Below are 25,875 nucleotides of genomic sequence, written 5' to 3'. Positions count from 1 at the left end.
TTTCTATTATTCAAAGACATCTTATAGTAGTACACAAACACCTTCATTTGCTATAGCTTTTTTATCTTTTAATGAAAGTTTACCAGTTATGTTATCACGCTCAAAAATTGAAACTTTTGATTCTCCTTCTTGATGTGCGCAAATTAAATAGTTATCTGATTCAGTTATATTAAAGTCTCTTGGAAAGGCATCGTAACTTGGTTGTATTTCAATACTTCTCAGTGATCTGCCATCTTCTAAAACTTCAAATATAGCAATACTATCATGCCCTCTATTACTTATATATAAGTGCTTCCCATCATGTGATAGTCTCACTGCTGCTAATTTCGATTCCCCGTTAAAGTCACTTGGAATAGTTGAATGTCTCTCTAGCTCAATGAACTTACCGTCTTGGTATTCTGTAACACTCACCTCATTTGATAGCTCGTGAACGATATACGCGTGTCGTCCATCATTACTAAAAGCGATGTGGCGAGGCCCGTCTGAATTTTTGAATTGAGAAACTGCATATTGTTTTAAACCATCCTCACCAAATTTGTATGTTACAACTCTATCTGTACCTAAATCAGTAGCTACAACATACTTATGATCAGGTGTTTCATTTAAAAAATGAACATGTGATGAATCTTGTCTTTCATGTGAGCCAGTTGGAAATTCATGCTCAAGTTCTTCTATTAATTTCTCTATTGCTCCCGTAATTGGATTTAATTTATAAATCCTTGCAAGTCCTGCACCATAAACCGCTTCAAATAAATATTTACCATTACTAGACACTTGAATGTAACAACCAGTTCCCTGTTTTGATGCTAGACATTTATTAATTAATTCCAGTTGTCCATCTTCTTTAATACTAAAACTAGCTACACCACATTCTTCACCTTCTTTAGTAATCGCATATAAAAACGATTCATTACGAGTAAGATAAGTTGACGCTTCAATTTCATAACCAGTTTCTAACGCTTCAATAACTCCTGTTTCGTCATTTAGTTTGAAGCGATATATACCTTTACCACTCTTTTTAGTATAAGAACCTATATAACCTAATGTCATACCAAAACCTCCATAAAATCATTAATCATTGATTCAATTTTACCTTTAAGTATGTTTAATTTACAACGAAAAGTCATTTTACTTATTAACTTACTACTTATGATAACGAAATCAAATTAGAAATTACTTCGATCATACTAAAACATCACGAACAATTATATTGCCAAAAACTTTATATTGAAAAACAGAACAAATGTTCGTATAATGAAACTATAAGGATTGAGGTGATTGAATAATGAAAGATATATTTAATGAAATGGATTACCGTAATATACCACGAGACATGCTAGATAAAAATATTCCTACCGGTCGTGGTATGGTTAAATGGGCACAAATGGTTATATGTACTAATCTCATAAAAAAATCTAATTTAATAGGGTTCAAACATAATATATATGTAAATTATGTTTGAACCCTATATCTATTTATTTTTTACTAATATCATTTAAAATGGCTCGCAATTCTTCAATTTCTTTGTTATTTAATTCTTCATTTTTCGCAAAATTTAGCACTAAACTTTTCATGTCCCCTCCATACAGTTTATTAAGAAAGGTTTTAGCAGTTTTCATTTTAATATCGTCTTCTTTAATATTTGATGAGTAAAAATAAATATTCTCTGATTTGTATCGTTTTATAATCTCTTTTTTATATAGTCTTGTGATTAATGTTCTAATCGTTTTATCGCTAACTTCTTTATATTTTTGAATTTCAACTACAATTTCATTAGCTGATACTGATTTTTTATCCCATATTATATTCATAACATCCCATTCAGCCATAGATATTTCAACTTGCTTATTGGCCATTTAAAACACCCATTTCTTTTAATATTTTTTCACTGATTAATTCAGCATTTTTCCCAGACGGGTTTCCATCTGATAAATGTGTAGCAAAATAATACTTATCATGATTAGTAATTACGTAACCTACAAACCACCCATTATTATACTTCCCGTTTACTATACCTGTACCTGTTTTCCCATACAGTTCATACTTTTCATTTTTCTTAATCAATAATGAAGAAGATAATTGATTCTTTGCTTTTTTACTAAAATGGTTTTTTTGTTCCATCATATTTTTAAAAACTATTACTTGTTCAAGATTAGATATTTTCAAACTATCTTCCATCCAATAGCTTTTATAACTTCCCAAATTTTCATTACCATAATTTAATTGCTTGAGTTGAGCCGCAATATAGTTCTTTGGTATTTGATTACTAATACGTTCGAAGTACCAATTAACTGAATTTTGCATTGCTGTATTTAAATCTTGTTCCTTATTCCAAGACTCGAAAGGATAATGTTTATGATTCCATGACATACGTGAATTTTTATCACTTATGATATGACGGTCAAGTCCAAACATCGCTAAATAAATTTTATAAGTTGAATCAGGAGAATATCTTTTTCTACTTTCTTTTTCATTATAAATATAGTATTTGTCTTTCTTCATGCTGTACATGACGAAAGATCCACTATTTGAACCAAAATTTTTACTTTCATCTAAAATTTGGTGATCGTTCTGTAAGGGCTTTTTATAATTATAATCAGTTATGGATTGTCCCATCAAAAACTGGCTTTGAATTACTATGAGCAAAAAAGTAAAAATACAAATAAAAATTGGAATTAATTTAGACTGTTTTTTCAAATTGGCTTCTTTTATATTAATTAATCTTCTTTTGAGTAATGACTTTTTACCATTAAATGAATGGCTTAATATATTTTTATTAAAAAATGGAATATTTAATACGGAGTCCATAATAGATTCCGCATAAGTTTTAAATTCATTTTTGTTAATATTATTAAGAACAAATCTATCGGCTTCTACTTCATTGTCATGAATTATCTTTCTTTTTACAATATGTATTAATGGATTGTAACTCATAACAATAGAGAAGATATTAAAGATAATTAAATGTAAAGTATCTCTATTTTTAGCATGAGCATATTCGTGCAGTATTATATATTTTAGTCTTTTATCAATTACACTTTTAAAATATGAACTAGGAATCAAAATAATATATTTCCCATACCAAAAAGTTATTGGAGATTGAATAGTCTCTGCTTTTCGAATCACAATACTTTTTTTATATTGATGGTTGAAAAGTATCGTATCTACTTTATTTTTTTCATTTTCGTTTAGATAAAGTGACTGTTTCTTTAAATATTTAAGATATAATAAGGATTTCAAAAATTTAAAACTTAAAATAATAACTAAAACTATCCAAACAACTGTGCAGATATTATCAATTGAATCCCAATTAAACTTATGGATATCTGTTGTGAACTCTTGAATAGGTTTGGTGGTATTTATGTTATGGTTCAAGTCGTGTGACTTACTTTCAACTGTGGGCGCTTGATTATTCACATTATTAAATTTTATAAAAGAGAATTTAATTGGGATAAAAGGTATTAATCCAGCAAGCACAGTTAGATACCAAACTTTATAATTTAAACTATAATTAAAATAGCGTTTTAATATGTACTTAAAAAATACTAACAATAGAAATATAAAACAAAAGCTTACTACGCTCGTTATTAGTAATTTAGCCATTTTGACACCTTCTTTCAAATATTTATAATAAACTATTGACACAAATATTACAAATGTAATATTATTTATTCATAAAAATTATATTTGTAATATTGGAGGGTTTATTTTGAAAAAGTTAATATTTTTAATTGCAATTGCTTTAGTTTTAAGTGCATGTAATTCAAACAGTCCACATGCCAAAGAGTTAAATGATTTAGAAAAAAAATATAATGCTCATATTGGTGTTTATGCTTTAGATACTAAAAGTGGTAAGGAAGTAAAATTTAATTCAGATAAGAGATTTGCCTATGCTTCGACTTCAAAAGCGATAAATAGTGCTATTTTGTTAGAACAAGTACCTTATAATAAGTTAAATAAAAAAATACATATTAACAAAGATGATATAGTTGCTTATTCTCCTATTTTAGAAAAATATGTAGGAAAAGATATCACTTTAAAAGAACTTATTGAGGCTTCAATGACATATAGTGATAATACAGCAAACAATAAAATTATAAAAGAAATCGGTGGGAACAAAAAAGTTAAACAACGTCTAAAAGGACTAGGAGATAAAGTAACAAATCCAGTTAGATATGAGATAGAATTAAATTACTATTCACCAAAGAGCAAAAAAGATACTTCAACACCTGCTGCTTTCGGTAAGACTTTAAATAAACTTATCGCAAATGGAAAATTAAGCAAAGAAAACAAAAAATTCTTACTTGATTTAATGTTAAATAATAAAAGCGGAGATACTTTAATTAAAGACGGTGTTTCAAAAGACTGTAAGGTTGCTGATAAAAGTGGTCAAGCAATAACATATGCTTCTAGAAATGATGTTGCTTTTGTTTATCCTAAGGGCCAATCTGAACCTATTGTTTTAGTCATTTTTACGAATAAAGACAATAAAAGTGATAAGCCAAATGATAAGTTGATAAGTGAAACCGCCAAGAGTGTAATGAAGGAATTTTAATATTCTAAATGCATAATAAATACTGATATAATTCTATCTTTCATAAAAATTCATAATATCGTAGAACATATATATTATTTATAATTATATATGTTCTATTTTTTGTGTTCACATTAATTTTAAAAGAGAAAATACCATTAACATACCTAACATTATAATTCCAGTAACTATAGTTATAAAATCTCGATAATCTTACTCAGCTTTTCTATCTAGAAAATAACTTATTTTGAATTAATTAATCACCTTAACAAATTATATAATCCTTGCCGAAAAAGAACATACGTTCTATAATGATGATGAGGTGGTTAACATGATTCCAAATCCTAATGCGCCAGATGAATATAAATATGAAACTGATTATAGAAAAATACCAAGAAAATATTTAAAACCTAAAATCCCTCAAGGGCGGGGAAAAATCAAATGGCAAGCTTTTGCGACTCTCCCAAAACAGTTTGAAATTTTAGAGCAAATCATAATGAATCAAGATAAAGTTGAAAAACCATTGCTAACATATGATTCATTAGATAATTTAGATCAGATTTTCCAAATAAAAATTAGAAATGATGAGTTATGTACAATCACATATTGGGAAGACGGTAACATTTCAAAATATACGGGAAAAATTTTAAAAAAGGATGAAATTGGTAATACATTTTCCTTTTCTGATACTAACAATAATATATATAATTTAAATAATACTAACGTTTGTAGTATCACTTAGCACTATTTAAACTTTTTAAAAGCTTAAATAGTGTTCTTATAATTACCTTTTTCGAAATACTTCTAGCAAAATCATTATAAGTATGATACTGATATTAAATATATTATTTTTATCACTGAAAAAAATTTCTACTACTTGGAAAATTGATAAAAGACTTATTATTAACAAAAGTTTATTTAATTTTTCGCTTCTTTCTTCTTCCTTATATGACTGCTCCAATTCAATTAGTGATAATTCTTCTTTGTTTAATTCTTCAATATACTGAGGAGATTTAAAATCATTATTATTCTTTAGATACAAATATAAATATAAACTAGGTAAAAGCTCTGTTCTATAAATAATTGCAATAGATCTCTTGAAATTTAGTATCCATTGTCTAAAATATAGGGCTTCTTTTTTTCCATTTAAATTATATTGTTGATACCCATACAATTGTAATTCATTTAACATAGTTTCTAAGAAAAAGAAATTAGCAGAACTACTGAAATAAATTGCCATTTGAGAACATTGTTCTAAAACATCTCCTTCTTGCTCATTCATCCAAACTACAAAAATTGATGCTTTATTCAAGAAATTTATATAATTATCGCTATAACCATCTTGCCTAAAATGTTTACTTTTTCCTTCAAATGAAAAAATAGGCGCATTTACTAACCACTCTTGAATTTTCACATCCTCATAAAAAGGATCATCAGTAAATTCATTTTCATTAGCTAAATAATAAACTTCAAAGTCCATATTTTTAGATACTTTATATTCAAAAATATCCTTACTATTATTTTTTATAATTCTATTAATTTGCCTAGAAACATCTCTAATATTTTTACCATGTCTATTGCCATACAATTGATACTGTCTTTGTCTATTATTATTTTCTTGATTAATTAGAGGATATATCGTATCTTTTACATATGAGAAAGTACTATACAAGTCGCTTCCAAAGTCTATACTCTCTAAATCTTCAATGATTTCTACAACAAATGTACCATTGTTAAATATAGTTAAGGTTAAAAAAAATAAATTTAAAGTGTTATCATGAGTAATTTCAATATGTGGAGTGAATATATATTTTTTATATTTGTATCCATGTATATTTTTTTGATCAAACAATCCTTCATTAATATTTACATTAGTAGCAAATTTTTCTAAAAATTTTTCTAGTTTTTCGTGATATTCTTTTGTATGTCTTTTATATTTTCCAGGTAAAACCCAATAATCATAATTTACCTGGGGGTTGTCAGGAGATAAAATGCGTATAACTCCTTTTACATTCAATAGAATTTCCTCAATTTTTTCAAACCAAGGGTTCATGTTATTATCTTTTATATTTATAGCAGTAGCATATTGATATGTTACTTTATAGCCTTGTAATTTATTAATATCTTCAAGAATCTTTTCATTTTTATTGTCCATTATTTTAAATATCCTCATATAACCTAGAATATAAAACGCTAATTTCTTCTTTCAACATTTTTTTCTCTTTTTCTAAAGAATTTACTCTTCTTTTTAAAGAGGAAATTAACGCATCTTTACCGTCATTTTTATTTTTATGAACAAATATTTCATTGTTTTGTTCACGTAACTTCTCTATTTTCTTTCGAATTTTATTATTTTTATATAATGTAGCTTTAGAAACTTTTGAATGTTTAGAAACGATATTAAAGTTAATTTCTTTATTTTTTTGAACTAAATCATTTATTGCTTTATCAACTTTTTTCTCGGTTTTAACTTTTCGTTCTGCATGTAACTGTTTTAATTGTTCTTGTCTATTAAATTTTTCCATTTTAACCTCTATACTTTTATTCTATTACTTCTCCCGAATATAATGTTTCCATCTTTTATATTACCTAGTATTTCTTCATATTTATTTAATATATTAGTGTGTTTTTCAACCATATCTTGCCTATTATTATTTTTAGCTAATTCTATAGATTTGACCGTTGATTTGATATGTAATTCATATTTTTCAACATCTAAATCAGAAAATCCAATAGCTAAATCCTTACATGGTTTCCCAGAATTACAAGTTAGGCATGGCGGAGCTTCCATGTATGGACAATCGCCGCTCAATCTAGCATGACAAGTACCATAAGGATTGTCCATTGCATTTAATTTATGTTCTTGCCATAAAGAATTCAATGCTTTTTCAGATAGTTCACTACTATGCTGTATATTTTTAATTTTACCGTCAACATCAAAACTAAAAGCTCCTTGATCAATAACTGATTCAAAAGCCTTTCTTTTTGTATCATCAAGTAACTTAGCATATCTTAGAGTCATTTCTGGTGAGGAATGTGCTAATAATTCTTGTATAGTTAATATATCTGCTCCACCATTTAACAATTTTACTGCATAGGTATGTCTAAATTGATGAGTTTTGAAATGGAAGATTTCTCCTTGTTCATCAATAATATTTTTAGTTTTTGATAAATGATTTAAGTGTGCCCTGACCATATGTTGTGTATAGGGCATTCCCTTTCTTTTTCCTTTATGAATAGCAAAAATATAATTATTAGGATTATTATCTTTTGTACTTTTAATTTTAGAATCGGCTATTAAAACTGCTACTATATCAGCTAATTTATTATCAATTGGTATTCTATGTCCTTTAACAAAAGTTTTAGCAATATCTGTTATTATTGAATACTTTCCATTAACTTTTGCAAGGCAATTATTTTTTAATGTCAATACATCAGAAATTCTTAATCCCGTTTTAAAAGCTATCCAAACTACAGGTATTAAATCTTTGTGCAAATCATTTATATGCTCAAAAAGCTGTTCCAATACAAAATCTGGGATATAATCAATTTGGCTACTATTTTTCTTTTCGTGTTTAGGTAAGTCTTGTGGATAAATTAAAAATCGTATATCTTGGTACGGTGCTATAGCATAGTTTTGAGTTATAATATCGTTTAAGAATCTTCTAATTGTTTTTAATTCTTCTCTCACAAAGTTCTTAGTACTTCGCAAATTTTTATTAGCTGCATATTCAAATAAAAATTCTATATATGATTCGATATGACATCTATCTAGTTCGTTTAAACTATTCCTTGTTTCTTCATTTTTAGTTATATTTTGAAAAAACCTAGTTAAAACTCTTATATAAAACCTTGCTGTAGCAAATACTATATCACCAGTTATCAAACGTTTTTTTAAATATTTTTTTGCTGATTCTCGCATTTTAATTGACTCAATTTTTTCAAAGTTTAAATAATTGCCAGTTAGTGTCTTATTATAACTCAATCCATATTTTTCTAAATTTCTAATATCCCATTTATCTTTTTCCCATTCTTCTCGCTTATCAATGAACTTAATTAGATTAATGTACATATTCTTTAAAAAAGAAGCTAGCCCACTTTTGTATTCATAATCACCAAAAACTATTGTTGATGATCTTCTTTTTATTGGTATATTATTTGCAGTCAACCAATTAAACCAGTGCTTTTCTAATATATTTATATCACAATCAAGTAAAGAATTTAAATTTGGATAAACTTTATTAAAGAACTCAGCAATCTTATTAATCTTCACTGCTCCAGTATTAAATAAATTAGATAAAGACCAATCCTCTTTAACTATCAGTTTCAAAAAAAGGTATTTAAATTCTAAATTCAAATTTTTATTTTTAATCCTAAAGAAAACATTTTTTCTTTTGTCTCTATAGTTCTTGATACTATCTTGAAATTGCTTGAATTTGTTAAAAGCTGAAATGTGCCACTCATCATTTTTAAAAAAGTAATCATCATATATTTCAGTTATTAAAACCTCTCCTTTTATATTGATGGCTCTACTTTGTAATGTACATAATTCATTAATAATAGTACTGTTTGTAGGTAAATTAATTGGTATTGACATAGTCATTCCCCTTTATTAAAAACTTGAAATTGATGCTTTACTTTATTCCAATCTTCGCGTATATCTTCTTCAGTAGGATGAACATATAAATTAATAGTCGTTTGTATATTACTATGACCAAGTCTTTCTTGAACTTGTTTAATATCCTTAGTTTCATTATAAAAAACAGTTGCATGTGTATGGCGAAATAAATGAGGGTGAACATTTATAGATGTTTTATGTTTTAGCCTTTTAAATAATGAACATATATCGCTATAATTCATAGCTTCTCCTACATTTCTCCCCTTTATTTTTACAAAAAGATAATCAGAACATATTGAAAGTTCGTCAATTATTTCGTAGACATAATCATCATATAAATCAATTAACGATTGAGAAATAAATATTTTTCTTTCACCAGTTTTTAAATAAGTACCATTGTCATTTAATCTATTTTTCAAAACTATTTGATGGCCTTTTCTAAAGTCAAATTTAATATCATCAATACGTAATGATAATACCTCACCTATACGTAATCCTGTTTCATATAATAATTGTATTAAGAATTTATCTCTAATATTATTAGTTTCTCCTAATAATTTCTTAACCTCCGCATTAGTTAATACTTCTATCTTTTTCTTTGGTTCTTTAACTTTCAAAATATTTTTCAACGTTCTATAGTCCTTATTTACGTGATGCATAAAACTTTTATATTTTTTAGAGTATTTACTTTCCATATGTATAAAATCATAGAAATTAACATCTAATTTTTTGCTCCTATAGAGATAATCATAAAAATTAGATACTACGGTCATAGTCAGATTAATTGTCTTAGGACTAATGCTTATTTCTTTTCGGTGATAAGAGAGGACATTCTCATTTTCAAAAGGTTTTTTCATCCATCTTATAAAATCAACAAAGTTATCAAAACTAACTTCTTTATAGCATATCTTTTTATTTTCTAAGTAAACAAAAAATTTTTTTAGCGCATAGGCATAGGTTTTCTTGGTATTTAAACTTTTCTTAACACTATCCAGATACTTCAAATATCTTACTGCATCTACTATAGGTTCATTATTACCATCTAAAATCATAAAATTGATACCATTCTTAGATTTTACTTCTACTATTTTCATAATAATCTCATTTCTAAATTTAATAGTATAAGTATACATTATTTCAACTCTTTTTACATCCTACATATTAAACTTATTACACATAATAAAAAAGACTATTTAATATTTTTACTTTGTTTATTTTTTCTTAAAACATGATTCATTTTAAACAAAATAGTCTATATTCTTTAACATATATATAACCATTCGCAACTTTACCAGAACAGTTTGAAACAATTTATCAATATATGATAGATCAAAATAAAGTGAGCAGACCAGTGCTTTCAGACGACCAACTTTCGCAACTAAATATACATTTACATGAAGCACTACAACAATCACGCCCAGTCAATATCAAATATTACGAAGAAGGATATATTAATTTTATAGAGCTCATTGTACATCGGATTGATTCAATAAATTATGAGATTGAAGGTACTGCTCCTCATTCAAGAGAACGTCATAAAGTTTCATTTTTAGATATTATAGATATTTCTTTTATATAAAGAGTACAAGAGAATTTATTATGAATTTCTCATTTTACACTTATATAACCACCAACATACTTAGTGTTATCTAAAGCCTTTCTGAATGAAATCATTTAATTATTAATTTTAGAATTCAATAATTAATTTTGACTGATAATTGGTAAAATCAACTAATAAAAATAAGCCTACACATCTCAATGATGTACAGGCTTATTCCTAAATTATTATAAATTAATTGTTGTTTTCGATATCAGAAACGATTTCTTTCGTTTTTCTTTCGATATCTTCAAAGTCTTTTCTAAAAATATAAGCAAAGGCAACTACACCGATGCCTACTACTACTGTAGTAATAGCTAATAAACTAAAGACAAATTTGAATAACCCTTTAATAAAGTTCCACATTAGTTTTCACCTCTATAATTAATATGCATAGCTACATTTCATAATGATAACATACTTAACTTTATCATTAAATATATACCCTTTTTACAGGTAATTATTCTAAATATGAATATAAATTATGATAATATATCAACTAAAGATGCTTAAAATGAAACAATTAAATGATTTCTTTAATCATGGTACACACACAGATTAACTTAGCAACCAAGATTTTAATTTATCAGTGATTACTTTGTAATTATCAATATTCAGAATGATCACTCCTATTGAGATAATGTCATTATCTTAATTTAGATTGTATGATTTACGCAAATCAAGTTCAATTAATAATAAGTTACTTTTATATTACATTGAAGTAAAAATATAAGGAGAGATTATAAAATGCAAAAAGTACGTTCTGATATAATGACTCATCGTGGTTCTCACTATGATTTAGGAGTAAAGACTGCTCTTTGGTTACAAACCACTCCTTTATTAAAAAATCGAAATAAAGAATGGCGAAAGAGAATTCCACGTTTTGATATTGATGTCAAGGAAACCTATGATATATTTCAAATCTATTCGCCACAGATTTGGGAAGAAATAATTGGTATGCAAGATGTATTGAATCTACCTACAAAACAAATGATTTTAAATTTTGGCCATTATCGATTTACTGATTTAAAGGACAGTGGTTGCACAGTATATAAAGGTCGTGATTTTTTAGTCCGAAATTATGATTATCATCCTGCAACATATGATGGTAGATACTTATTATTTCAACCTAATGACGGGGGATTATCTCAAATAGGACCGACTTCAAGAGTGACTGGTAGAATGGATGGTATGAACGAGTATGGTTTAGTTATGGCATATAATTTTATGCATCGTAAAAAGCCTGCAAATGGATTTGTATGTTACATGGTTGGTCGGCTAATACTTGAAAATTGCAAAAATGTAACTGAAGCAATCAAATTTTTAAAGGAAGTACCGCATCGTAGTTCATTCAGTTATATACTAATGGATAGACATTCGAATTATGCCATTGTCGAAGTTACACCTCGATCAATAGATGTAAGGTATGAACATATATGCACAAATCATTTTGAATTGCTTACCCATGAAAATAGAAACTATACAAGAGAATCTAAAGAACGCTTAAATCGTGTAATAAATAAAACAACTCCTTCTACAAACAAAGATATCGCATTCAAATTATTTAACGACCCGCAATACGAAATCTATAGCAACCTATTTAAAAGTTGGTCTGGTACAATTCATACTTCACTATATGAACCTAATTCATTAATATCATGGATGGCATTAGGTCAAAACAGTCATCCAACCTCAATCAATTTTTCTAATTGGTTAAAAGGAAAGAAATTGAATATAAATTACTTTGAAGGCGAAATAGATACACCATTAACTTTTGCCACATACTAATTAAAAATTCGACCCTATCTTGATAAATCAAAGGGTCGAATAATTTATATTATTTATTCAATTTTAATATCGCCATCTACAGTGTAAAATTCCAATATATTATCGCTATTTCCCACTTTTCCTTTATCGAAATATCGATTTTTAATTTCTTTATTTCCATGACCAGGATGAAGTTTAAGCAAAGTGTTTTTAGGTTTTTCGCCAAAATGATAATTAATATTACCTCTTTGTGTAGAAGCTTTTATATCATTGTTAGATTTCATGTCCGTCATAGAAATATCTCCTCTATTAACCAAGAAAACAGTATCACTTAATGTACTATTTTTAACATGAGTTATACCCTTATCAAGCTTCATACGACCTTCCCTGATTAAACAGTCTGTAATATAAAAATTTGCTTTAGAAGATTCGATGTTTACCTGATTGAGTTCAGATCGTTTAAGTTGTATAATTCTATCTGTTTCCAATGAAACATGTTTCAAATTCACTTGATTTAAATCAATTTCTCCCAATAACGATTGAATATTAAGAGATTTAAGGTCTTTTTCTGGTACAACAATTGTTAACTTTCTATTGTTTGAGTGAAATGGATTAAAATTTAATCCATATCCTCTATCTACTGCACGTTTTTCTTTAATACTTAACCTTTTATTATTTTTTGTAACATTTATTTTATTATCTCCAGTAAAATAAACAGCTAATTTTTTTCCAGAAATTACATTAACATTGGTTGTTACTGTACTTATAGATAAATGTTCAATTTTGCTATTTATTGTTTTGGTATAATGTCGATTATCGTATTTATTTTTATCTATAGTAAACCAAGTCATAGCACCACTAGCAAAGAAAATAATAAATATGATTAAACCACTAATAAAAAGCTTTTTCATTCTTTAACGCTTCCTTTAACAGTTTTTATATACCAAAGAAGATATTTCAAAATAAGTTTATGAATTATTTCACCAATTTTCAAAGTAATAACAATAAACATAATTCCTAAACCTGTAAAAGAAATTGAAAAAAACACATTGCTTATAGCATTTTCGAAACCATGTAATACTGAATAAAATAATAAAACAAATGGTGCAAAGATAAAACAAATAGAAATAAGGAAACAGAATAGAATAAGTAATGCAATGATAACAACCGGTATTAAAATAATAAATAACGACAAAATACCAAGACTTAACGATGCTAGTATTGCTCTTACTATGTTTGCTAAGGTTGGTTTGTAACTAGCATAATGAATAGCACTTCTAGCTTTTACTTCTTTGGAAATATGATAAGGATCATTTAACTTTTTTATAATTTGTGATTCACTAATCCCTTTCAATTCTTCTTCATAGAACAAGTTTTCATACTTGTGCATAATACTATCTTTTTCTTCTCTAGGTAAATCATCTAAAGCTAATTCTAATTCATTTAAGAAGGTTATTTTATCCATATTTACGCACGCTCTCAATCTGAACTAAAAAATATCTAATACTTTTTGATTATTATTTACTAAAGAACTCAATTCTTTTAACAATGTTATCTTTATATAAAATGTTTAATTTTAATTTATTAAAACGGTCTACATAAGTCATTGAGTGATAATTTTTCCCTACTTTATTAATCTTGTAGTTTTCTCCCAATTTATTGATGACTTTATCAATTGGGTCACCCATTTTAATACCAAAATTTGTTTCAACTTTATCATCTTTGACTAAAACCATGCCTTTAACCTTATGCGTTTTATTTTTTACTTTTACTGTAAAATCTTTATGATTTTTATCATTGTAAAAGGTATATCTATCTAATTTAATTTTCTTATTAACCACAAATCCTTTTTGATTAAAACCATGATTTAAACTAATTTGATTCACACTGTAACCAGATAAATCCACAGATTTTATACTTTTGTAATAAGTCAAACCTATCAATAAAGAAATAGCTCCAGTTAAAAAAATAGCGAATATTAACCATCTATTTTGAATTCGCACCTGAGTCACCACTTTCACTCTTGTTCTAATTAATATAGCATATGCACAATGTAGTTTCATCTAACAAGATAGTCACATTATTTAATATACATATATTAAGTTATTTTAATTTCTTTAAACTCAAAAAATTGATATAACATTTTAAATTATTCAAGGGAGGGGTTTTATATAAGAAATTTAGAAACTTATTTTAATAAAAGTCAAACACTCAATGAATTCATTAATAAAATACAAGAAAGTAAAGACAATTTATTATCCATTTATAATTTCTTCCACCTACCACTTAATGATGCACGTTTAAATCAATTAAGAGAATCGAATTATTATAAGGTGCTTATAATTAAAGAGGATTGGTGTGGCGATGCCATGATGAACATTCCAATATTAAAGCATACTATTGAATTTCTGAACATCAAAGCAAGAGTATTTCATAGAGATGATGATACACATCTGATTGATCAATATTTAACAAATGGTAAATCAAGGGCTATCCCTATCTTTGTCTTCATGAACGATTCATTCGAACAATTGACAGTTTGGAGACCAAGAGCAAAAGAAGTACAAAATTTTGTCAATAAAATTAGAAGTAATAAATTGCCAGATAAAACCCATCCTAATTTTGATTTTTACTCAATAATTAATCAACTTTTATATAAATAAAACGAGTGGGACAGAACTCATCATGAATTCTACGTCCCACCCTATAAAATACGCCTCATAAATTTTAGTTAATGACTAAACAATTTTTATATGTTTAAATCACTTAACTAACTTCTCCACATTTTACTATTTAAATATCCCTCTTTGATGCATATAACATATTTGCAATAAATAAGACCACTATTGATGCAATAGAGATAAACCATTGCCAATTAGAGAATTTAATCTCACCAGTCATTTTTTCAGTTAAATACGTAAATGGTATATATTTAAATGAATCCTGAATATCATCGCCAATATTCGGAATCATTGGAATAAATGGCTGAATAAACGGAACGATGAGTATTAAGAAAATACCTAGAGTAAATATGACAGCAGGTTTTTCTACTATTAAAGTGATTAGTAATAAGAATAATCCAAAGAATAAAAAGAAAATAAGGTAAAACCAAATATTATTTAAAAATCTATCTCCATCCATTTTTTCACTTTTAGTTGTAGATTGTATAATAATTATTACCAAGTAGTGAATAATTGTAAATAAGAATGAAATTAATACAATAGATACTGTTTTAGTAATGATATAGCCCATTCTGCTAGTTATTCTGCTCATAAACAATTGTATAGTACCTTGTGAGTAATCTCTTGTTATTGTTTTTATAATGAATAAAAGACCAGCAAACAAGAAAAGCCAATTAGCTAAATTAAAAACCATATCTATATTAACTTTATGTGCAGAACTATAATTTGCCATCATGCTAGCTTGGAATACCGTCATTCCAATTACAAGTATAAATGCTAAATAAGTATACGGACTTTTAAGTATACTAATTAAATCATATTTGACTAATTGTAAGCTCTTCATTATTTATCACCTCTTTGATTAATATTAAAGTAAGTATCACGTAGTGAACTTTTACGTGTTTCAATATATTTTGGATAAATATCTAGTTGGGATAACGATTTAAGTAACTCTCTATAATCATTTTGAGCTTTAATGATAATTTCTCCCGATTCTTTTTGAGACTGCTGTACTTTAAAGTTTTCAGAAAGAGAATCTAAAGCTTTATTAAAGTCATCTTTTTGTAAAGTAAGAATAGTACTATCCTCTGGTCCCCCATCTTTCATATCTACATCTTGAACGAACTTACCATCTCTAAGAAATACTGCTCTATCACAAATCAATTCAATGTCTTCTAATTTATGACTTGAGATTAATATTTTCATTTCTAATTGTTGAACAAGTGATTGAATTGTCTTTAATACATCTATCGAACCATCTGGATCCATACCATTTGTAGGTTCATCTAAAATTAAGTATTTAGGTTTATTCATTAATGAAACTGCAATTGATAATTTTTGTTTCATTCCCATTGAATATTTGTTAACTTTTTTCTTGATATATGGTTTCATTCCAAAAGCTTCAATAATATGATTTGCATATTCCTTATCGAAACCATCGCCTAATACTTGTGCAAATAATTTTAAATTAAATAAACCTGTCTTGTTTCCATATAACTTAGGATGCTCAATTAAATAACCAACATTCTCACTTTTAGGCATGTCGACTTTCCCTTGATAGTTAATGATGTTATTATTCATGACCTTCATCAAAGTTGTTTTACCAACTCCATTTTTACCGATAAGACCAACGATTTGACTCTCGCCGAAATCAAAATCTATATCGTCTAAAACAGTATTTTGACCATATTTTTTGGTAATATGTTGTAATTTCATCATAGACCTCCTTAAAAATGTTAATACTTTATTTTTTTAATTTGAATCAAATAATTAATGACTAAGAAAATGCTACTTACAACTAATAGACCATAATTTAAGAAATATGAGTATATCATTGGGATATGGCTATCATTGTGTGTAAGATAATTGATTAAGATAAAAATGACCGATAAAGTAAATGGCAGAACCACCATAATTCCTACAATATAAGCTATATATGGAATATCTCGATCTTTACGTTCAGTACTCTTACTAAACGCTATAGGTATAGAAAAGAAATTCCCTACTATGAATGAAAAAGTCGTCGAAAAATAAATCGAATCTGTTTTTATTGTGCTTGTGTTGTATCCATATAAACTAATGATAAGCGCACCTATAAAAGTTAATAAAATGCATGTCATGTAATTAGCGTTAAGCAAATCTCTCTGTGATACAGGCAAACTATAAAAGAAATAATATGAAGATGAACCACCTAATCTACGATTAACTCTGAATAAATGACCTATATCTATCAAACATATCATCGTCAGTATTAATCCGATTGGTCCTGAGATAATTGAATATAGTGGTGTATCTTTATTTAACAAATGATAAATGGGAAAGAATAAAAGCAATAATGCGTAAATAATTAGTGTCCAACTACGTAATTTTAAGTTTCTAATCATTAATTGCTTCATAGTTAAATCTCACTTTGTATTTTGAATTTGTATTTCGTTTATGTTTACTTTTTTCTAAATAAATCATCAATTGTTCTATAGATGCATCTTTTATTTCAACACCACTACCAAACAATTCATTAAATGTTTGATAATATTCTGTTAAACCAATATAGCCTGTTTGCTTACTTTCTTTGTAAATCAAAAGTTCGTCCAACTCTTCATCTAAGTCTTCATTAGAACCACTAACAATTTTGTATTTTTGCGATAGTTTATCCCTAGACTCATTGAATATGATTTCACCCTCACTGAGAAAAACGATATAATCTGCAATTTTTTCCAAATCAGAAATAATATGTGTTGAAAAGAAAACTGTTTTATTTTCATCTATCAATTCTTGTTGAATAATTTCAAGTAATTCATTTCTTATTAATGGGTCTAACCCTGAAGTTGGTTCATCTAAGATAAATAATTCTGCATGATGACTGAATGCAATTGCTAACGATAGTTTCATTTTCATACCGGTTGAGAAAGTTTTTATTTTATTTTTATATGGCAGCTGAAAAATTTTTAAATACTTTATAAATATTTCATGATCCCAACGATCATAAAAAGGGGCAATGATATTTTCTAATTTTTTTACTGTCCATTTTTGATTAAAATAAATCTCAGAATACACAAATCCAATTTTATTTTTTATTTCACGAGGATGAATTTTTATATCTTTCTCAAAAACAGAGATTGTACCACTTTCAGATTGAATTAAATCCATAATTAATCGTATTATTGTAGTTTTCCCCGCACCATTTCCACCTATAAAACCTGTAACATATCCTTTAGGAACATTGAAGGAGACATCTTGCAATTGAAATGCGTTAGATCGATAATTAACATCTTTAAGTTCTATCGCGTTCATTAGTCGTCCTCCTCATAAATCATAGTCAATATTTCTATTAATTCCTCTAAAGGCATTCCAATTGTTTTGGCTTCTTTTGACATAGAGTGAGCTAAATTTTCAATAACAAAAAATTGCTTTTCCTTTAGAATAGAATTATCTTGTTCCTTTACAAAGGTTCCTTTACCTCTAATAGTTGTTACAAATCCATCTTTTTCCAAATCTTCATATGCTCGTTTTGTCGTTATTAAACTCACTTTTAAATCTTTAGCTAACTCACGCATTGATGGAAGATGTTCACCAGGGGAAACATGACCTTTCAAAACATTTTCTTTAATTTGTTGCTTAATCTGTTCATATATAGGACTTTCACTATTGTTCTTCAAAATTATTTTCATTGATGTCCCCCTTTTCTTCTGTATATACATAATATATACAATATACACACTTTTGTAAAGTGATTTCGAAAAATTAGTAGAAATCTCTATTTCATCAGGAATATACTGTATATATCATCTATATACAAAAAGGATGAAACTGAATTCATTTGAATTCTACATTTCACCCTAAAATTAAATATTTCACCAAATTTCGTAAAGCAATTACTAAAATTCTTTTAAAATTACTGTTAAAATAGCAAAACAAACTTCATCTGTTTGATTTAATATACTTAAAACTTAAAATAATGTTTGAAGTTTTATCATATGAATGTATCTATTTTTTTTTACGCTCATTATGTCTATTAATAAAAGCACAAATCATAAACATAATTGCTGCTAACAATAATTTTATACCTTGTGAATCGTGATCTGTCGCTTGTAAATAATACCCTACTATAAATAGTACAATAGCTAATCCAACAAATATTTTAGTCAAGTGTTTCATTTATTTCACCTCAGTAATATAAAAGTATATCAAATTAAAACAAAACTATGAACCACACTCAATAGCATCACTTTATATAATATTGTTTGCGGTCTATTTAGTACAATGTTACAATTTAATTGTATCCACGTATTATACTACACAACCCCAAGTCTGGTACCAGCAGACTTGGGGTTTTTTGGTCATCTATTTGCCTTTCCATTTTATTTCCAACCAAATACGAAAGACAATGAGTATGCCACCGGTAATTAATGTAATGATTCCATCTTGCCACCACGTCATTATACTACACCTCCCAAAAAGATGAGTGTCATATAATATGATGACCTATCAATAGTTTAACATAAAAACAGAACGTATGTTCTGTTTTTGATAGATAATTTTTAATTTATATCTTTAGTACAACCCTTTATCTTTAAAGCAATACAAGATAATATATATATAAACACATTATTGAAAAGAGGTTAAGACAATGATGAATCCATTAGCCCAAAAATTGAATGATGAAATAAAGCAATCAAGTCCAGAAGTATTAGATATGATGTCACAATTAGGTAAAGATATGTTTTATCCAAAAGGAATTTTATCGCAATCTGCCGAAGCAAAACGCACAACATATAATGCTACTATTGGTATGGCAACCAAAAAAGAAGGTAAAATGTACGCAAATTCACTTAACCAAATGTTTAATGACCTTACACCGGATGAAATTTTCCCATATGCACCTCCTCAAGGTGTAGAGGAATTACGTGATTTATGGCAGAAAAAAATGCTTAAAGAAAATCCCGACTTAAAGTCTAAATCTATCTCTCGTCCCATCGTTACAAATGCTCTCACGCACGGTCTTTCTCTAGTAGCTGATTTATTTGTAGATACAGATGATACCGTCTTATTACCGACACACAACTGGGGTAATTATAAACTTGTATTTAGCACACGTCACGGTGCTCATATCAATACGTATTCTATTTTTGATGACTCAGGTCACTTCACTACATCTGAACTTGTAAAAACATTAAAAGAATATAAAAAAGACAAAGTGATTATTATTTTAAATTATCCTAATAACCCAACTGGTTACACACCAAATAAAAAAGAAGTTAATACTATTGTAAATGCAATTGAAGAACTAGCTAATAAAGGTACTAAAGTAGTAACTGTTGTCGATGATGCATACTATGGGTTATTTTATGAAGAAGTTTACCAACAGTCAATTTTCACGGCTTTAACACAGGTGAAATCTTCTAACCTTTTACCAGTGCGTTTGGATGGAGCTACTAAAGAATTCTTCTCTTGGGGGTTCCGAGTTGGCTTTATGACGTTTGGAATTGATCATGAAACGTTAAAAAATGCGCTAGAAGCTAAAGTAAAAGGATTAATTCGTAGCAATATTTCAAGTTCTCCACTACCTTCTCAAAGTGCAATCAAACATGTACTTAAATATCATGAGCAATTTGATAAAGAAATCGATCAAAATATCAATATTTTAAAAGAACGCTACGAAGTAACTAAACAAGTAGTGTATGATAATAAATATGCCAAATATTGGCAAGCCTATGACTTTAATTCAGGATACTTTATGTCATTGAAATTAAATCAAGTCGATCCAGAAGAATTACGTAAACATTTAATTAATAACTATTCAATTGGTATTATTGCTTTAAATAGTACAGATATTCGTATTGCCTTTAGTTGTGTAGAAAAAGAAGATATTCCTTATGTCTTTGAGTCTATTGCTAATGCAATTGATGATATTAAATAAGTTTAAGGGGCTGGGATTATGAATAGAGAGCATTCATAATCCTAGTTCTATTCTTATCTTGATTTTTATGCTCTTGAAAACTATGTGATAAAACCTTTTAATTTAATTTAATTTGATATGACATTATATGTACAAAAAAATATTAATTATTATTTTCTTCGGATATAATTTTTAAGAATATTCACAATTTCGTTAGTCGACACTTTAATAATTTATTGTTTTCTTTTTGTGTGATTTAAGTACAAAAGCTAAAACGAATAAATTGATACTCAGTACATTAGTTTTTGACTTTTGATTTCTATCTCCATTATCTCGAAGTTGAGTATCTGTGATTTTTCTACAATGATTATTTATCAAATAACTACACTCGCCACCCTATTCTTTAAGTTTTTAATATAGAAAAAGTGTGGATTGTACATCCACACTCTATGACTAACTATTCTCTTATTTTATTTCTAAATAATCCTAATAAACCTAAACCAGCAAGTAACATTATTAAAGCAGGATTTTGAATATCGTTTGTTTTACCTGTTTCCGGTAATTTATCTTGTACATCATTGTTATTATCTTTCTTGGAAGTTGTTGTAATTTCGTCTTCTTTGTCTTTCTTAGTTATTTTTGTGTCTTTCTCGTCTTTGCCGCTTTTTGGTATTACTGGTTTTTTCTCTTCTCTATCTTTCTTCGGAGTTTTTATGTCTTTCTTTTCTTTGTCTTTCTTTTCTTTGTCTTTCTTTGGTGTTTTTGTGTCTTTAGATTCTTTCTCGTCTTTATCTTTCTTTAGTGTTTTTGTGTCTTCGTCTTTCTCGTTTTTGGTAATTTGTGTATTTGTTACTGAAGTATTTGCTTGATTTTGTTCTTTTCCATTCACTTCATCTTTATTTTGATTGGTTGTTTCAACAACTTTATTTGTATTATTATCTTGTTGATTATTTTCAACTATAGGTGATTGTGCAGTGCTAATTTTACGATAAATAAACTTAGTAATTCCGTCACTCACAGAAGTTCTATAATGTTGGTACCCAGGAATTTTCACCGGTTGCCTTTCTGAAGCAGGGGTTTTAGCATCTTCCACAGCATCTTTAATAATATTTCCTTGATCATCTAGCCAGACAGTTACATAAAGAATTGGAAGTTCATATGACGCATCGTATTCTTCTTCATCATTATTATTTTGATCTGTTGTTATGGCTGTGGCATCTGTATTTTCAGTATTATTTGTAGGTGCTGTCTGTGAAGTTTTTGGTGATGTTCCTTGATTTTGGTTTGCAGTATTTTCATCCGCATACACAGTTACGTTACTGTTAAATAAATAGAGTGCCAATGTTAATGCACTTGCTGTACCATATCTTAAAGTTTTCTTACTTAAATATGTTTGAATTAATTTCGAATTATTAGGTTTGTTGTCTTTCATAGTTGTATGTGCCTCCTAATTTTTTGATTTAAATTAAACTTCGATATCAAATGCTTATGATACTGATTTACAGTGTGAGCATAATCGATAAAATATACACAATACGTTATTTAATTTATAATATATCATGTATTTTAATTTTTCACAATTTAATTTCCCCTAATAATACTAAAGACTTTTTATTACTTTCAACATTGAAATAACACTTTTATAACTGCATTAAAATCGTTGATTTCTTAGAGTTTTACTGACTAAACATTATAACTTTACTATATAGTGATTTATCTGATGATTTTTTAATTACGAATATTTTAACCCATACCTAAAAAAGCTTCTCAAAAGTCTATTCAACTTTTGAGAGGCTTGATAGTAATTTAAATTAAATACTTATATTGATGTCTAAAATCAATAAAATATTTACATCATACCTGGCATGCCACCCATTCCAGGTTGTTCATTATTTTCTGGCTCTGGAATACTAGCAACGACTGCTTCAGTTGTTAAGAACATAGCAGCTACACTTGCTGCATGTTGTAACGCTGAACGAGTTACTTTAGTTGGATCTACTATACCTTCTTCTAACATATTAACCCATTCATTTGTTGCTGCATTGAAACCAACGCCCGCTTCAGCATGTTTTAAACGTTCAACAATAATTGAACCCTCTAATCCTGCATTTTCAGCAATTTGTCTAACAGGTGCTTGTAATGCTTTTAATACGATATTAACACCCGTTTCAACATCACCTTCTGCTTTAATTTCACTTACTTTTTGATATATATTGACTAACGCAGTACCACCACCAGCAACGATACCTTCTTCCACCGCCGCACGTGTTGAATTTAATGCGTCTTCAATTCTTAATTTACGTTCTTTAAGCTCTGTTTCACTTGCAGCCCCTACTTTGATAACAGCTACGCCGCCAGCTAGTTTTGCCAAACGTTCCTGTAATTTTTCTTTATCAAACTCTGAATCAGTTTCTTCAATTTGTGCTTTAATTTGACCTACACGAGCATCAATATTATTTTCATCACCATTACCATCTACGACTGTTGTATGATCTTTAGTCACTTCAACTTTATTAGCAGTACCTAGCATATCAAGAGATGCATCTTTAAGTTCTAAACCTAAATCATCAGTAATGACTTGAGCACCAGTTAATATTGCTAGGTCTTCTAACATTGCTTTACGTCGATCACCAAATCCTGGGGCTTTAACTGCTACAGCAGTAAATGTTCCACGCATACGGTTTAAAACAATATTAGTAAGTGCATCGCCTTCTACTTCATCCGCAACAATTAAAATTGGTCGACTAGCCTGCACAACTTGTTCTAATAATGGAAGAATATCTTGGAATGATGAAATTTTCTTATCCGTTACTAATATATATGGACGTTCTAATTCAGCTATCATTTTATCTGAGTCAGTTACCATATATGGTGATTGATAACCGCGATCAAATTGCATTCCTTCAACTACTTCTAATTCTGTATTAAACCCATTTGATTCTTCAATAGTGATAACGCCATCGTTACCTACTTTATCCATTGCTTCAGAAATGTAGCGACCGATTTCTTCATCTGCTGCTGAAATAGCTCCAACTTGCGCTATCTCGTTCTTATTTTCAACCTTTTGAGAAATCTCATGAAGCGCTTCTATAGCCACTTGCACTGCTTTGTCAATACCTTGTCTTAAGCCTACAGGATTTGCACCACTTGTAACATTCTTAAGACCTTCCTGAATCATTGATTGTGCTAAAACTGTTGCTGTAGTTGTACCGTCCCCAGCGATTTCATTTGTTTTATTCGCAACTTCCTGCACTAATTTTGCACCCATATTCTCATATGGATCTTCTAACTCTATTTCCTTAGCAATTGTTACACCATCGTTGGTAATTAAAGGTGTTGTGTAATCCTTATCTAGAACCACATTTCGCCCTTTAGGTCCAATTGTAACCTTTACAGCGTTTGCTAATTTATCAACACCACGTAACATTGCTTGACGCGCATCTTCAGAGAATTTAAGATCTTTTGCCATAGTCTAAACAACCTCCACTTATTAAATCATTTAATTAATATTTAAAATTCGCTCTTTATTCTATAATAGCTAATATATCTTCTTCATTTAAAATTAAATATGTTTTGTCGCCACGTTTTACTTCAGTACCTGCATATTGTTGGAAGACGATTGTGTCACCTTCACTGACTTGAGGAGCAACTTGTGTGCCATTGTCTAATAAACGACCTTGTCCAACTGCAATGATCACACCTTCATTTGATTTTTCTTTAGCGCTATCTGTTAAAACGATGCCACTTTTAGTTGTTTGTTCTTGCTCTTTCTTCTCAATAATCACACGATTTCCTAATGGTTTAAGCATGATTGTTCCTCCTTCATTTACATGTGATTTAGCACTTTGATATATAGAGTGCTAATCTGATTTTAATATTAATCAAAATTGGTCAATATATCAAGCCAAAAGGATTATTAATTTTGTACTTAACCTTTATTTACGATAAAATATATAATATACATATATAGATGGAGGGAAATTATGAAAAGGTTATGGGTATCCCTATTAACCGTTCTATTCTACGGTTTAGCTCAAATACTACCTGGGTTGGTTTTAGGTAACCATTTACTTGGAGATATGTCTAAAATGCAAACTGCCCAAACAATGATTATCATGCAAGTATCTATCTTTATCATCGCTGCATTGTTAATCATTTTCATGCAAGCAACCATTAAAAATCCTACTCAATTAGAACAAGGACATAAGGAACCTAAAAGATATATTTTCGCCTGGGTTCTATTAGGATTTTGTATTGTGATGATTTACCAAGTCATCATCAGTATAATTTTATTTGCCATCAATGGCAGTCCGCAAAGAAGTCCAAACACTGAAAGGTTAATGGCTATTGCTAAGCAAATGCCGATATTTATCGTTTTAATATCCATAGTAGGTCCCATTTTAGAGGAATACGTTTTTCGTAAAGTTATCTTCGGAGAATTGTATAACTTTATAAAGGGATCACGTGTGGTAAGCTTTATCATTGCTTCTATAGTAAGTTCTCTAATATTCGCTTTAGCACATAATGACTTCAAATTTATACCGGTATATTTTGGAATGGGAGTCATTTTCTCACTTGCTTATGTTTACACAAAACGAATTGCTGTACCTATAGGCATACACATGCTTATGAATGGTTCGGTTGTATTAACTCAAGTTGTGGGTGGAGATTCTATTAAAAAATTGCAAGAACAAGCAACATTTATATTCCATCTTATATTTTAAAATAAAAGCATCTCATCATGTATAAATTAATTATCATACATGGCGAGATGCTTATTTT

Annotated in this window: 28 protein-coding genes and 1 pseudogene; 8 read left to right on the top strand and 21 right to left on the bottom strand. The window is 28.3% G+C overall.

The genetic code is table 11. The annotated features are described in order from the left end of the window. Nucleotides 1–21: 21 nt before the first annotated feature. Nucleotides 22–1,050 carry a 6-phosphogluconolactonase gene (gene pglS, locus FNL83_RS04505; protein WP_001830420.1) on the bottom strand — a complete coding sequence of 343 codons (1,029 nt, stop codon included), beginning with the start codon at nucleotides 1,048–1,050 and terminating at the stop codon, nucleotides 22–24. 256 nt (nucleotides 1,051–1,306) lie between these two features. Between pglS and FNL83_RS04500 the strand changes: the two genes are divergently transcribed. Further along, nucleotides 1,307–1,462: a hypothetical protein gene (locus tag FNL83_RS04500; protein WP_167481987.1), complete on the top strand. Its 156-nt coding sequence runs from the start codon at nucleotides 1,307–1,309 to the stop codon at nucleotides 1,460–1,462. Between the two features lie 13 nt (nucleotides 1,463–1,475). Here FNL83_RS04500 and blaI read toward each other — a convergent pair whose 3' ends face one another. Next, nucleotides 1,476–1,856, bottom strand: coding sequence for a penicillinase repressor BlaI (blaI, locus tag FNL83_RS04495; protein ID WP_001284652.1), 381 nt, complete (start codon nucleotides 1,854–1,856; stop codon nucleotides 1,476–1,478). Next, nucleotides 1,846–3,603 carry a beta-lactam sensor/signal transducer BlaR1 gene (blaR1, locus tag FNL83_RS04490; protein ID WP_001096393.1) on the bottom strand — a complete coding sequence of 586 codons (1,758 nt, stop codon included), beginning with the start codon at nucleotides 3,601–3,603 and terminating at the stop codon, nucleotides 1,846–1,848. Before blaR1 ends, blaI begins: the two co-directional genes overlap by 11 nt. Nucleotides 3,604–3,709: 106 nt before the next feature. On the opposite strand from blaR1, the gene blaZ reads away from it, so the two are divergent. Together blaZ and FNL83_RS04480 are read left to right on the top strand one after the other, a co-directional pair. Beyond that, nucleotides 3,710–4,555, top strand: coding sequence for a penicillin-hydrolyzing class A beta-lactamase BlaZ (gene blaZ, locus FNL83_RS04485; RefSeq protein ID WP_000733270.1), 846 nt, complete (start codon nucleotides 3,710–3,712; stop codon nucleotides 4,553–4,555). A gap of 310 nt (nucleotides 4,556–4,865) precedes the next feature. After that, complete coding sequence (locus FNL83_RS04480; RefSeq protein ID WP_000612778.1) at nucleotides 4,866–5,276, top strand: YolD-like family protein; 411 nt, start codon at nucleotides 4,866–4,868, stop codon at nucleotides 5,274–5,276. A 42-nt stretch (nucleotides 5,277–5,318) separates the two neighbouring features. On the opposite strand, the gene FNL83_RS04475 is transcribed toward FNL83_RS04480, so the two are convergent. From FNL83_RS04475 to FNL83_RS04460, 4 genes are read right to left on the bottom strand one after another with little or no spacing between them, the layout of a single operon-like run. Next, on the bottom strand, nucleotides 5,319–6,689 hold the full coding sequence (locus FNL83_RS04475) for a hypothetical protein (protein WP_002489582.1): 1,371 nt from the start codon (nucleotides 6,687–6,689) through the stop codon (nucleotides 5,319–5,321). A 4-nt stretch (nucleotides 6,690–6,693) separates the two neighbouring features. Further along, nucleotides 6,694–7,059 carry a DUF6262 family protein gene (locus tag FNL83_RS04470; protein ID WP_000410573.1) on the bottom strand — a complete coding sequence of 122 codons (366 nt, stop codon included), beginning with the start codon at nucleotides 7,057–7,059 and terminating at the stop codon, nucleotides 6,694–6,696. Between the two features lie 8 nt (nucleotides 7,060–7,067). Beyond that, complete coding sequence (locus tag FNL83_RS04465) at nucleotides 7,068–9,131, bottom strand: site-specific integrase (protein WP_000026848.1); 2,064 nt, start codon at nucleotides 9,129–9,131, stop codon at nucleotides 7,068–7,070. Between the two features lie 2 nt (nucleotides 9,132–9,133). Next, entirely contained in the window at nucleotides 9,134–10,246 is a 1,113-nt protein-coding gene (locus FNL83_RS04460) for a tyrosine-type recombinase/integrase (RefSeq protein ID WP_002489584.1), read from the bottom strand. A gap of 182 nt (nucleotides 10,247–10,428) precedes the next feature. On the opposite strand from FNL83_RS04460, the pseudogene FNL83_RS04455 reads away from it, so the two are divergent. Next, nucleotides 10,429–10,731: pseudogene (locus FNL83_RS04455) on the top strand (YolD-like family protein); the annotation flags it as partial. A 213-nt stretch (nucleotides 10,732–10,944) separates the two neighbouring features. Here FNL83_RS04455 and FNL83_RS04450 read toward each other — a convergent pair. Next, on the bottom strand, nucleotides 10,945–11,115 hold the full coding sequence (locus FNL83_RS04450) for a hypothetical protein (protein WP_002489909.1): 171 nt from the start codon (nucleotides 11,113–11,115) through the stop codon (nucleotides 10,945–10,947). Between the two features lie 381 nt (nucleotides 11,116–11,496). Here FNL83_RS04450 and FNL83_RS04445 point away from each other — a divergent pair, with 381 nt between their 5' ends. Next, a complete protein-coding gene (locus FNL83_RS04445) occupies nucleotides 11,497–12,537 on the top strand; it encodes a C45 family autoproteolytic acyltransferase/hydrolase (protein WP_002457075.1) in 1,041 nt (346 codons plus the stop codon). Between the two features lie 53 nt (nucleotides 12,538–12,590). On the opposite strand, the gene FNL83_RS04440 is transcribed toward FNL83_RS04445, so the two are convergent. The 3 genes from FNL83_RS04440 to FNL83_RS04430 are packed head-to-tail and all read right to left on the bottom strand — an operon-like array spanning nucleotide 12,591 to nucleotide 14,519. After that, a complete protein-coding gene (locus tag FNL83_RS04440) occupies nucleotides 12,591–13,427 on the bottom strand; it encodes a DUF4097 family beta strand repeat-containing protein (protein WP_001830373.1) in 837 nt (278 codons plus the stop codon). After that, the gene (locus FNL83_RS04435) at nucleotides 13,424–13,981 is read right to left on the bottom strand and encodes a DUF1700 domain-containing protein (protein ID WP_001830393.1); all 558 of its coding nucleotides are present in this window, start codon (nucleotides 13,979–13,981) and stop codon (nucleotides 13,424–13,426) included. The genes FNL83_RS04440 and FNL83_RS04435 overlap by 4 nt, the downstream gene beginning before the upstream one ends. Nucleotides 13,982–14,033: 52 nt before the next feature. Beyond that, nucleotides 14,034–14,519: a hypothetical protein gene (locus FNL83_RS04430; RefSeq protein ID WP_002489913.1), complete on the bottom strand. Its 486-nt coding sequence runs from the start codon at nucleotides 14,517–14,519 to the stop codon at nucleotides 14,034–14,036. A 168-nt stretch (nucleotides 14,520–14,687) separates the two neighbouring features. Between FNL83_RS04430 and FNL83_RS04425 the strand changes: the two genes are divergently transcribed. Further along, nucleotides 14,688–15,179 (top strand): thioredoxin family protein, encoded by a 492-nt coding sequence (locus FNL83_RS04425; protein WP_369964122.1) that lies wholly within the window; start codon nucleotides 14,688–14,690, stop codon nucleotides 15,177–15,179. Between the two features lie 130 nt (nucleotides 15,180–15,309). On the opposite strand, the gene pmtD is transcribed toward FNL83_RS04425, so the two are convergent. The 7 genes from pmtD to FNL83_RS12205 form a co-directional block, all read right to left on the bottom strand. Then, nucleotides 15,310–16,041 carry a phenol-soluble modulin export ABC transporter permease subunit PmtD gene (pmtD, locus tag FNL83_RS04420; RefSeq protein WP_001830379.1) on the bottom strand — a complete coding sequence of 244 codons (732 nt, stop codon included), beginning with the start codon at nucleotides 16,039–16,041 and terminating at the stop codon, nucleotides 15,310–15,312. Then, entirely contained in the window at nucleotides 16,041–16,913 is an 873-nt protein-coding gene (gene pmtC / locus FNL83_RS04415) for a phenol-soluble modulin export ABC transporter ATP-binding protein PmtC (RefSeq protein ID WP_001830444.1), read from the bottom strand. Before pmtC ends, pmtD begins: the two co-directional genes overlap by 1 nt. A 20-nt stretch (nucleotides 16,914–16,933) precedes the next feature. Further along, a complete protein-coding gene (gene pmtB, locus FNL83_RS04410; protein ID WP_002457073.1) occupies nucleotides 16,934–17,593 on the bottom strand; it encodes a phenol-soluble modulin export ABC transporter permease subunit PmtB in 660 nt (219 codons plus the stop codon). Further along, nucleotides 17,574–18,488: a phenol-soluble modulin export ABC transporter ATP-binding protein PmtA gene (gene pmtA, locus FNL83_RS04405; RefSeq protein WP_002457072.1), complete on the bottom strand. Its 915-nt coding sequence runs from the start codon at nucleotides 18,486–18,488 to the stop codon at nucleotides 17,574–17,576. The genes pmtB and pmtA overlap by 20 nt, the downstream gene beginning before the upstream one ends. After that, the gene (gene pmtR / locus FNL83_RS04400; RefSeq protein ID WP_002469536.1) at nucleotides 18,488–18,865 is read right to left on the bottom strand and encodes a PSM export ABC transporter transcriptional regulator PmtR; all 378 of its coding nucleotides are present in this window, start codon (nucleotides 18,863–18,865) and stop codon (nucleotides 18,488–18,490) included. The genes pmtA and pmtR overlap by 1 nt, the downstream gene beginning before the upstream one ends. A gap of 316 nt (nucleotides 18,866–19,181) precedes the next feature. Continuing rightward, the gene (locus FNL83_RS04395; protein ID WP_001832481.1) at nucleotides 19,182–19,352 is read right to left on the bottom strand and encodes an SE1626 family protein; all 171 of its coding nucleotides are present in this window, start codon (nucleotides 19,350–19,352) and stop codon (nucleotides 19,182–19,184) included. A 186-nt stretch (nucleotides 19,353–19,538) separates the two neighbouring features. Continuing rightward, nucleotides 19,539–19,634, bottom strand: a complete 96-nt coding sequence (locus FNL83_RS12205) for a Trp-rich small protein (protein WP_002440392.1) — start codon at nucleotides 19,632–19,634, stop codon at nucleotides 19,539–19,541. Nucleotides 19,635–19,827: 193 nt separating this feature from the next. Here FNL83_RS12205 and FNL83_RS04390 point away from each other — a divergent pair, with 193 nt between their 5' ends. Further along, nucleotides 19,828–21,114, top strand: a complete 1,287-nt coding sequence (locus FNL83_RS04390) for an aminotransferase class I/II-fold pyridoxal phosphate-dependent enzyme (protein ID WP_002498971.1) — start codon at nucleotides 19,828–19,830, stop codon at nucleotides 21,112–21,114. A gap of 436 nt (nucleotides 21,115–21,550) precedes the next feature. Here the strand turns inward: FNL83_RS04390 and FNL83_RS04385 are convergent, their stop codons facing one another. From FNL83_RS04385 to groES, 3 genes are all read right to left on the bottom strand, one after another. Beyond that, complete coding sequence (locus FNL83_RS04385; RefSeq protein ID WP_002489907.1) at nucleotides 21,551–22,525, bottom strand: LPXTG cell wall anchor domain-containing protein; 975 nt, start codon at nucleotides 22,523–22,525, stop codon at nucleotides 21,551–21,553. Nucleotides 22,526–22,942: 417 nt separating this feature from the next. Then, a complete protein-coding gene (gene groL / locus FNL83_RS04380; RefSeq protein WP_001830447.1) occupies nucleotides 22,943–24,562 on the bottom strand; it encodes a chaperonin GroEL in 1,620 nt (539 codons plus the stop codon). A 55-nt stretch (nucleotides 24,563–24,617) separates the two neighbouring features. Continuing rightward, nucleotides 24,618–24,902 (bottom strand): co-chaperone GroES, encoded by a 285-nt coding sequence (gene groES / locus FNL83_RS04375; RefSeq protein ID WP_001830378.1) that lies wholly within the window; start codon nucleotides 24,900–24,902, stop codon nucleotides 24,618–24,620. 174 nt (nucleotides 24,903–25,076) lie between these two features. Here groES and mroQ point away from each other — a divergent pair, with 174 nt between their 5' ends. Then, nucleotides 25,077–25,817, top strand: coding sequence for an intramembrane glutamic endopeptidase MroQ (gene mroQ / locus FNL83_RS04370; RefSeq protein WP_002457068.1), 741 nt, complete (start codon nucleotides 25,077–25,079; stop codon nucleotides 25,815–25,817). Nucleotides 25,818–25,875 lie beyond the last annotated feature (58 nt).

The organism is Staphylococcus epidermidis, assembly GCF_006742205.1.
Taxonomy (GTDB): domain Bacteria; phylum Bacillota; class Bacilli; order Staphylococcales; family Staphylococcaceae; genus Staphylococcus; species Staphylococcus epidermidis.
The sequence above is the reverse complement of the archived record's forward strand: the minus strand, read 5'-3'. Positions and strand labels throughout refer to the sequence as shown.

Excerpts from the sequence above, each read along its gene's own strand:
- pglS (WP_001830420.1), bottom strand. The coding sequence starts at position 1,050 with ATGACATTAGGTTATATAGGTTCTTATACTAAAAAGAGTGGTAAAGGT.
- FNL83_RS04500 (WP_167481987.1), top strand. The coding sequence starts at position 1,307 with ATGGATTACCGTAATATACCACGAGACATGCTAGATAAAAATATTCCT.
- blaI (WP_001284652.1), bottom strand. The coding sequence starts at position 1,856 with ATGGCCAATAAGCAAGTTGAAATATCTATGGCTGAATGGGATGTTATG.
- blaR1 (WP_001096393.1), bottom strand. The coding sequence starts at position 3,603 with ATGGCTAAATTACTAATAACGAGCGTAGTAAGCTTTTGTTTTATATTT.
- FNL83_RS04480 (WP_000612778.1), top strand. The coding sequence starts at position 4,866 with ATGATTCCAAATCCTAATGCGCCAGATGAATATAAATATGAAACTGAT.
- FNL83_RS04475 (WP_002489582.1), bottom strand. The coding sequence starts at position 6,689 with ATGGACAATAAAAATGAAAAGATTCTTGAAGATATTAATAAATTACAA.
- FNL83_RS04470 (WP_000410573.1), bottom strand. The coding sequence starts at position 7,059 with ATGGAAAAATTTAATAGACAAGAACAATTAAAACAGTTACATGCAGAA.
- FNL83_RS04465 (WP_000026848.1), bottom strand. The coding sequence starts at position 9,131 with ATGTCAATACCAATTAATTTACCTACAAACAGTACTATTATTAATGAA.
- FNL83_RS04460 (WP_002489584.1), bottom strand. The coding sequence starts at position 10,246 with ATGAAAATAGTAGAAGTAAAATCTAAGAATGGTATCAATTTTATGATT.
- FNL83_RS04450 (WP_002489909.1), bottom strand. The coding sequence starts at position 11,115 with ATGTGGAACTTTATTAAAGGGTTATTCAAATTTGTCTTTAGTTTATTA.
- FNL83_RS04445 (WP_002457075.1), top strand. The coding sequence starts at position 11,497 with ATGCAAAAAGTACGTTCTGATATAATGACTCATCGTGGTTCTCACTAT.
- FNL83_RS04440 (WP_001830373.1), bottom strand. The coding sequence starts at position 13,427 with ATGAAAAAGCTTTTTATTAGTGGTTTAATCATATTTATTATTTTCTTT.
- FNL83_RS04435 (WP_001830393.1), bottom strand. The coding sequence starts at position 13,981 with ATGGATAAAATAACCTTCTTAAATGAATTAGAATTAGCTTTAGATGAT.
- pmtD (WP_001830379.1), bottom strand. The coding sequence starts at position 16,041 with ATGAAGAGCTTACAATTAGTCAAATATGATTTAATTAGTATACTTAAA.
- pmtC (WP_001830444.1), bottom strand. The coding sequence starts at position 16,913 with ATGAAATTACAACATATTACCAAAAAATATGGTCAAAATACTGTTTTA.
- pmtB (WP_002457073.1), bottom strand. The coding sequence starts at position 17,593 with ATGAAGCAATTAATGATTAGAAACTTAAAATTACGTAGTTGGACACTA.
- pmtA (WP_002457072.1), bottom strand. The coding sequence starts at position 18,488 with ATGAACGCGATAGAACTTAAAGATGTTAATTATCGATCTAACGCATTT.
- pmtR (WP_002469536.1), bottom strand. The coding sequence starts at position 18,865 with ATGAAAATAATTTTGAAGAACAATAGTGAAAGTCCTATATATGAACAG.
- FNL83_RS04395 (WP_001832481.1), bottom strand. The coding sequence starts at position 19,352 with ATGAAACACTTGACTAAAATATTTGTTGGATTAGCTATTGTACTATTT.
- FNL83_RS12205 (WP_002440392.1), bottom strand. The coding sequence starts at position 19,634 with ATGACGTGGTGGCAAGATGGAATCATTACATTAATTACCGGTGGCATA.
- FNL83_RS04390 (WP_002498971.1), top strand. The coding sequence starts at position 19,828 with ATGAATCCATTAGCCCAAAAATTGAATGATGAAATAAAGCAATCAAGT.
- FNL83_RS04385 (WP_002489907.1), bottom strand. The coding sequence starts at position 22,525 with ATGAAAGACAACAAACCTAATAATTCGAAATTAATTCAAACATATTTA.
- groL (WP_001830447.1), bottom strand. The coding sequence starts at position 24,562 with ATGGCAAAAGATCTTAAATTCTCTGAAGATGCGCGTCAAGCAATGTTA.
- groES (WP_001830378.1), bottom strand. The coding sequence starts at position 24,902 with ATGCTTAAACCATTAGGAAATCGTGTGATTATTGAGAAGAAAGAGCAA.
- mroQ (WP_002457068.1), top strand. The coding sequence starts at position 25,077 with ATGAAAAGGTTATGGGTATCCCTATTAACCGTTCTATTCTACGGTTTA.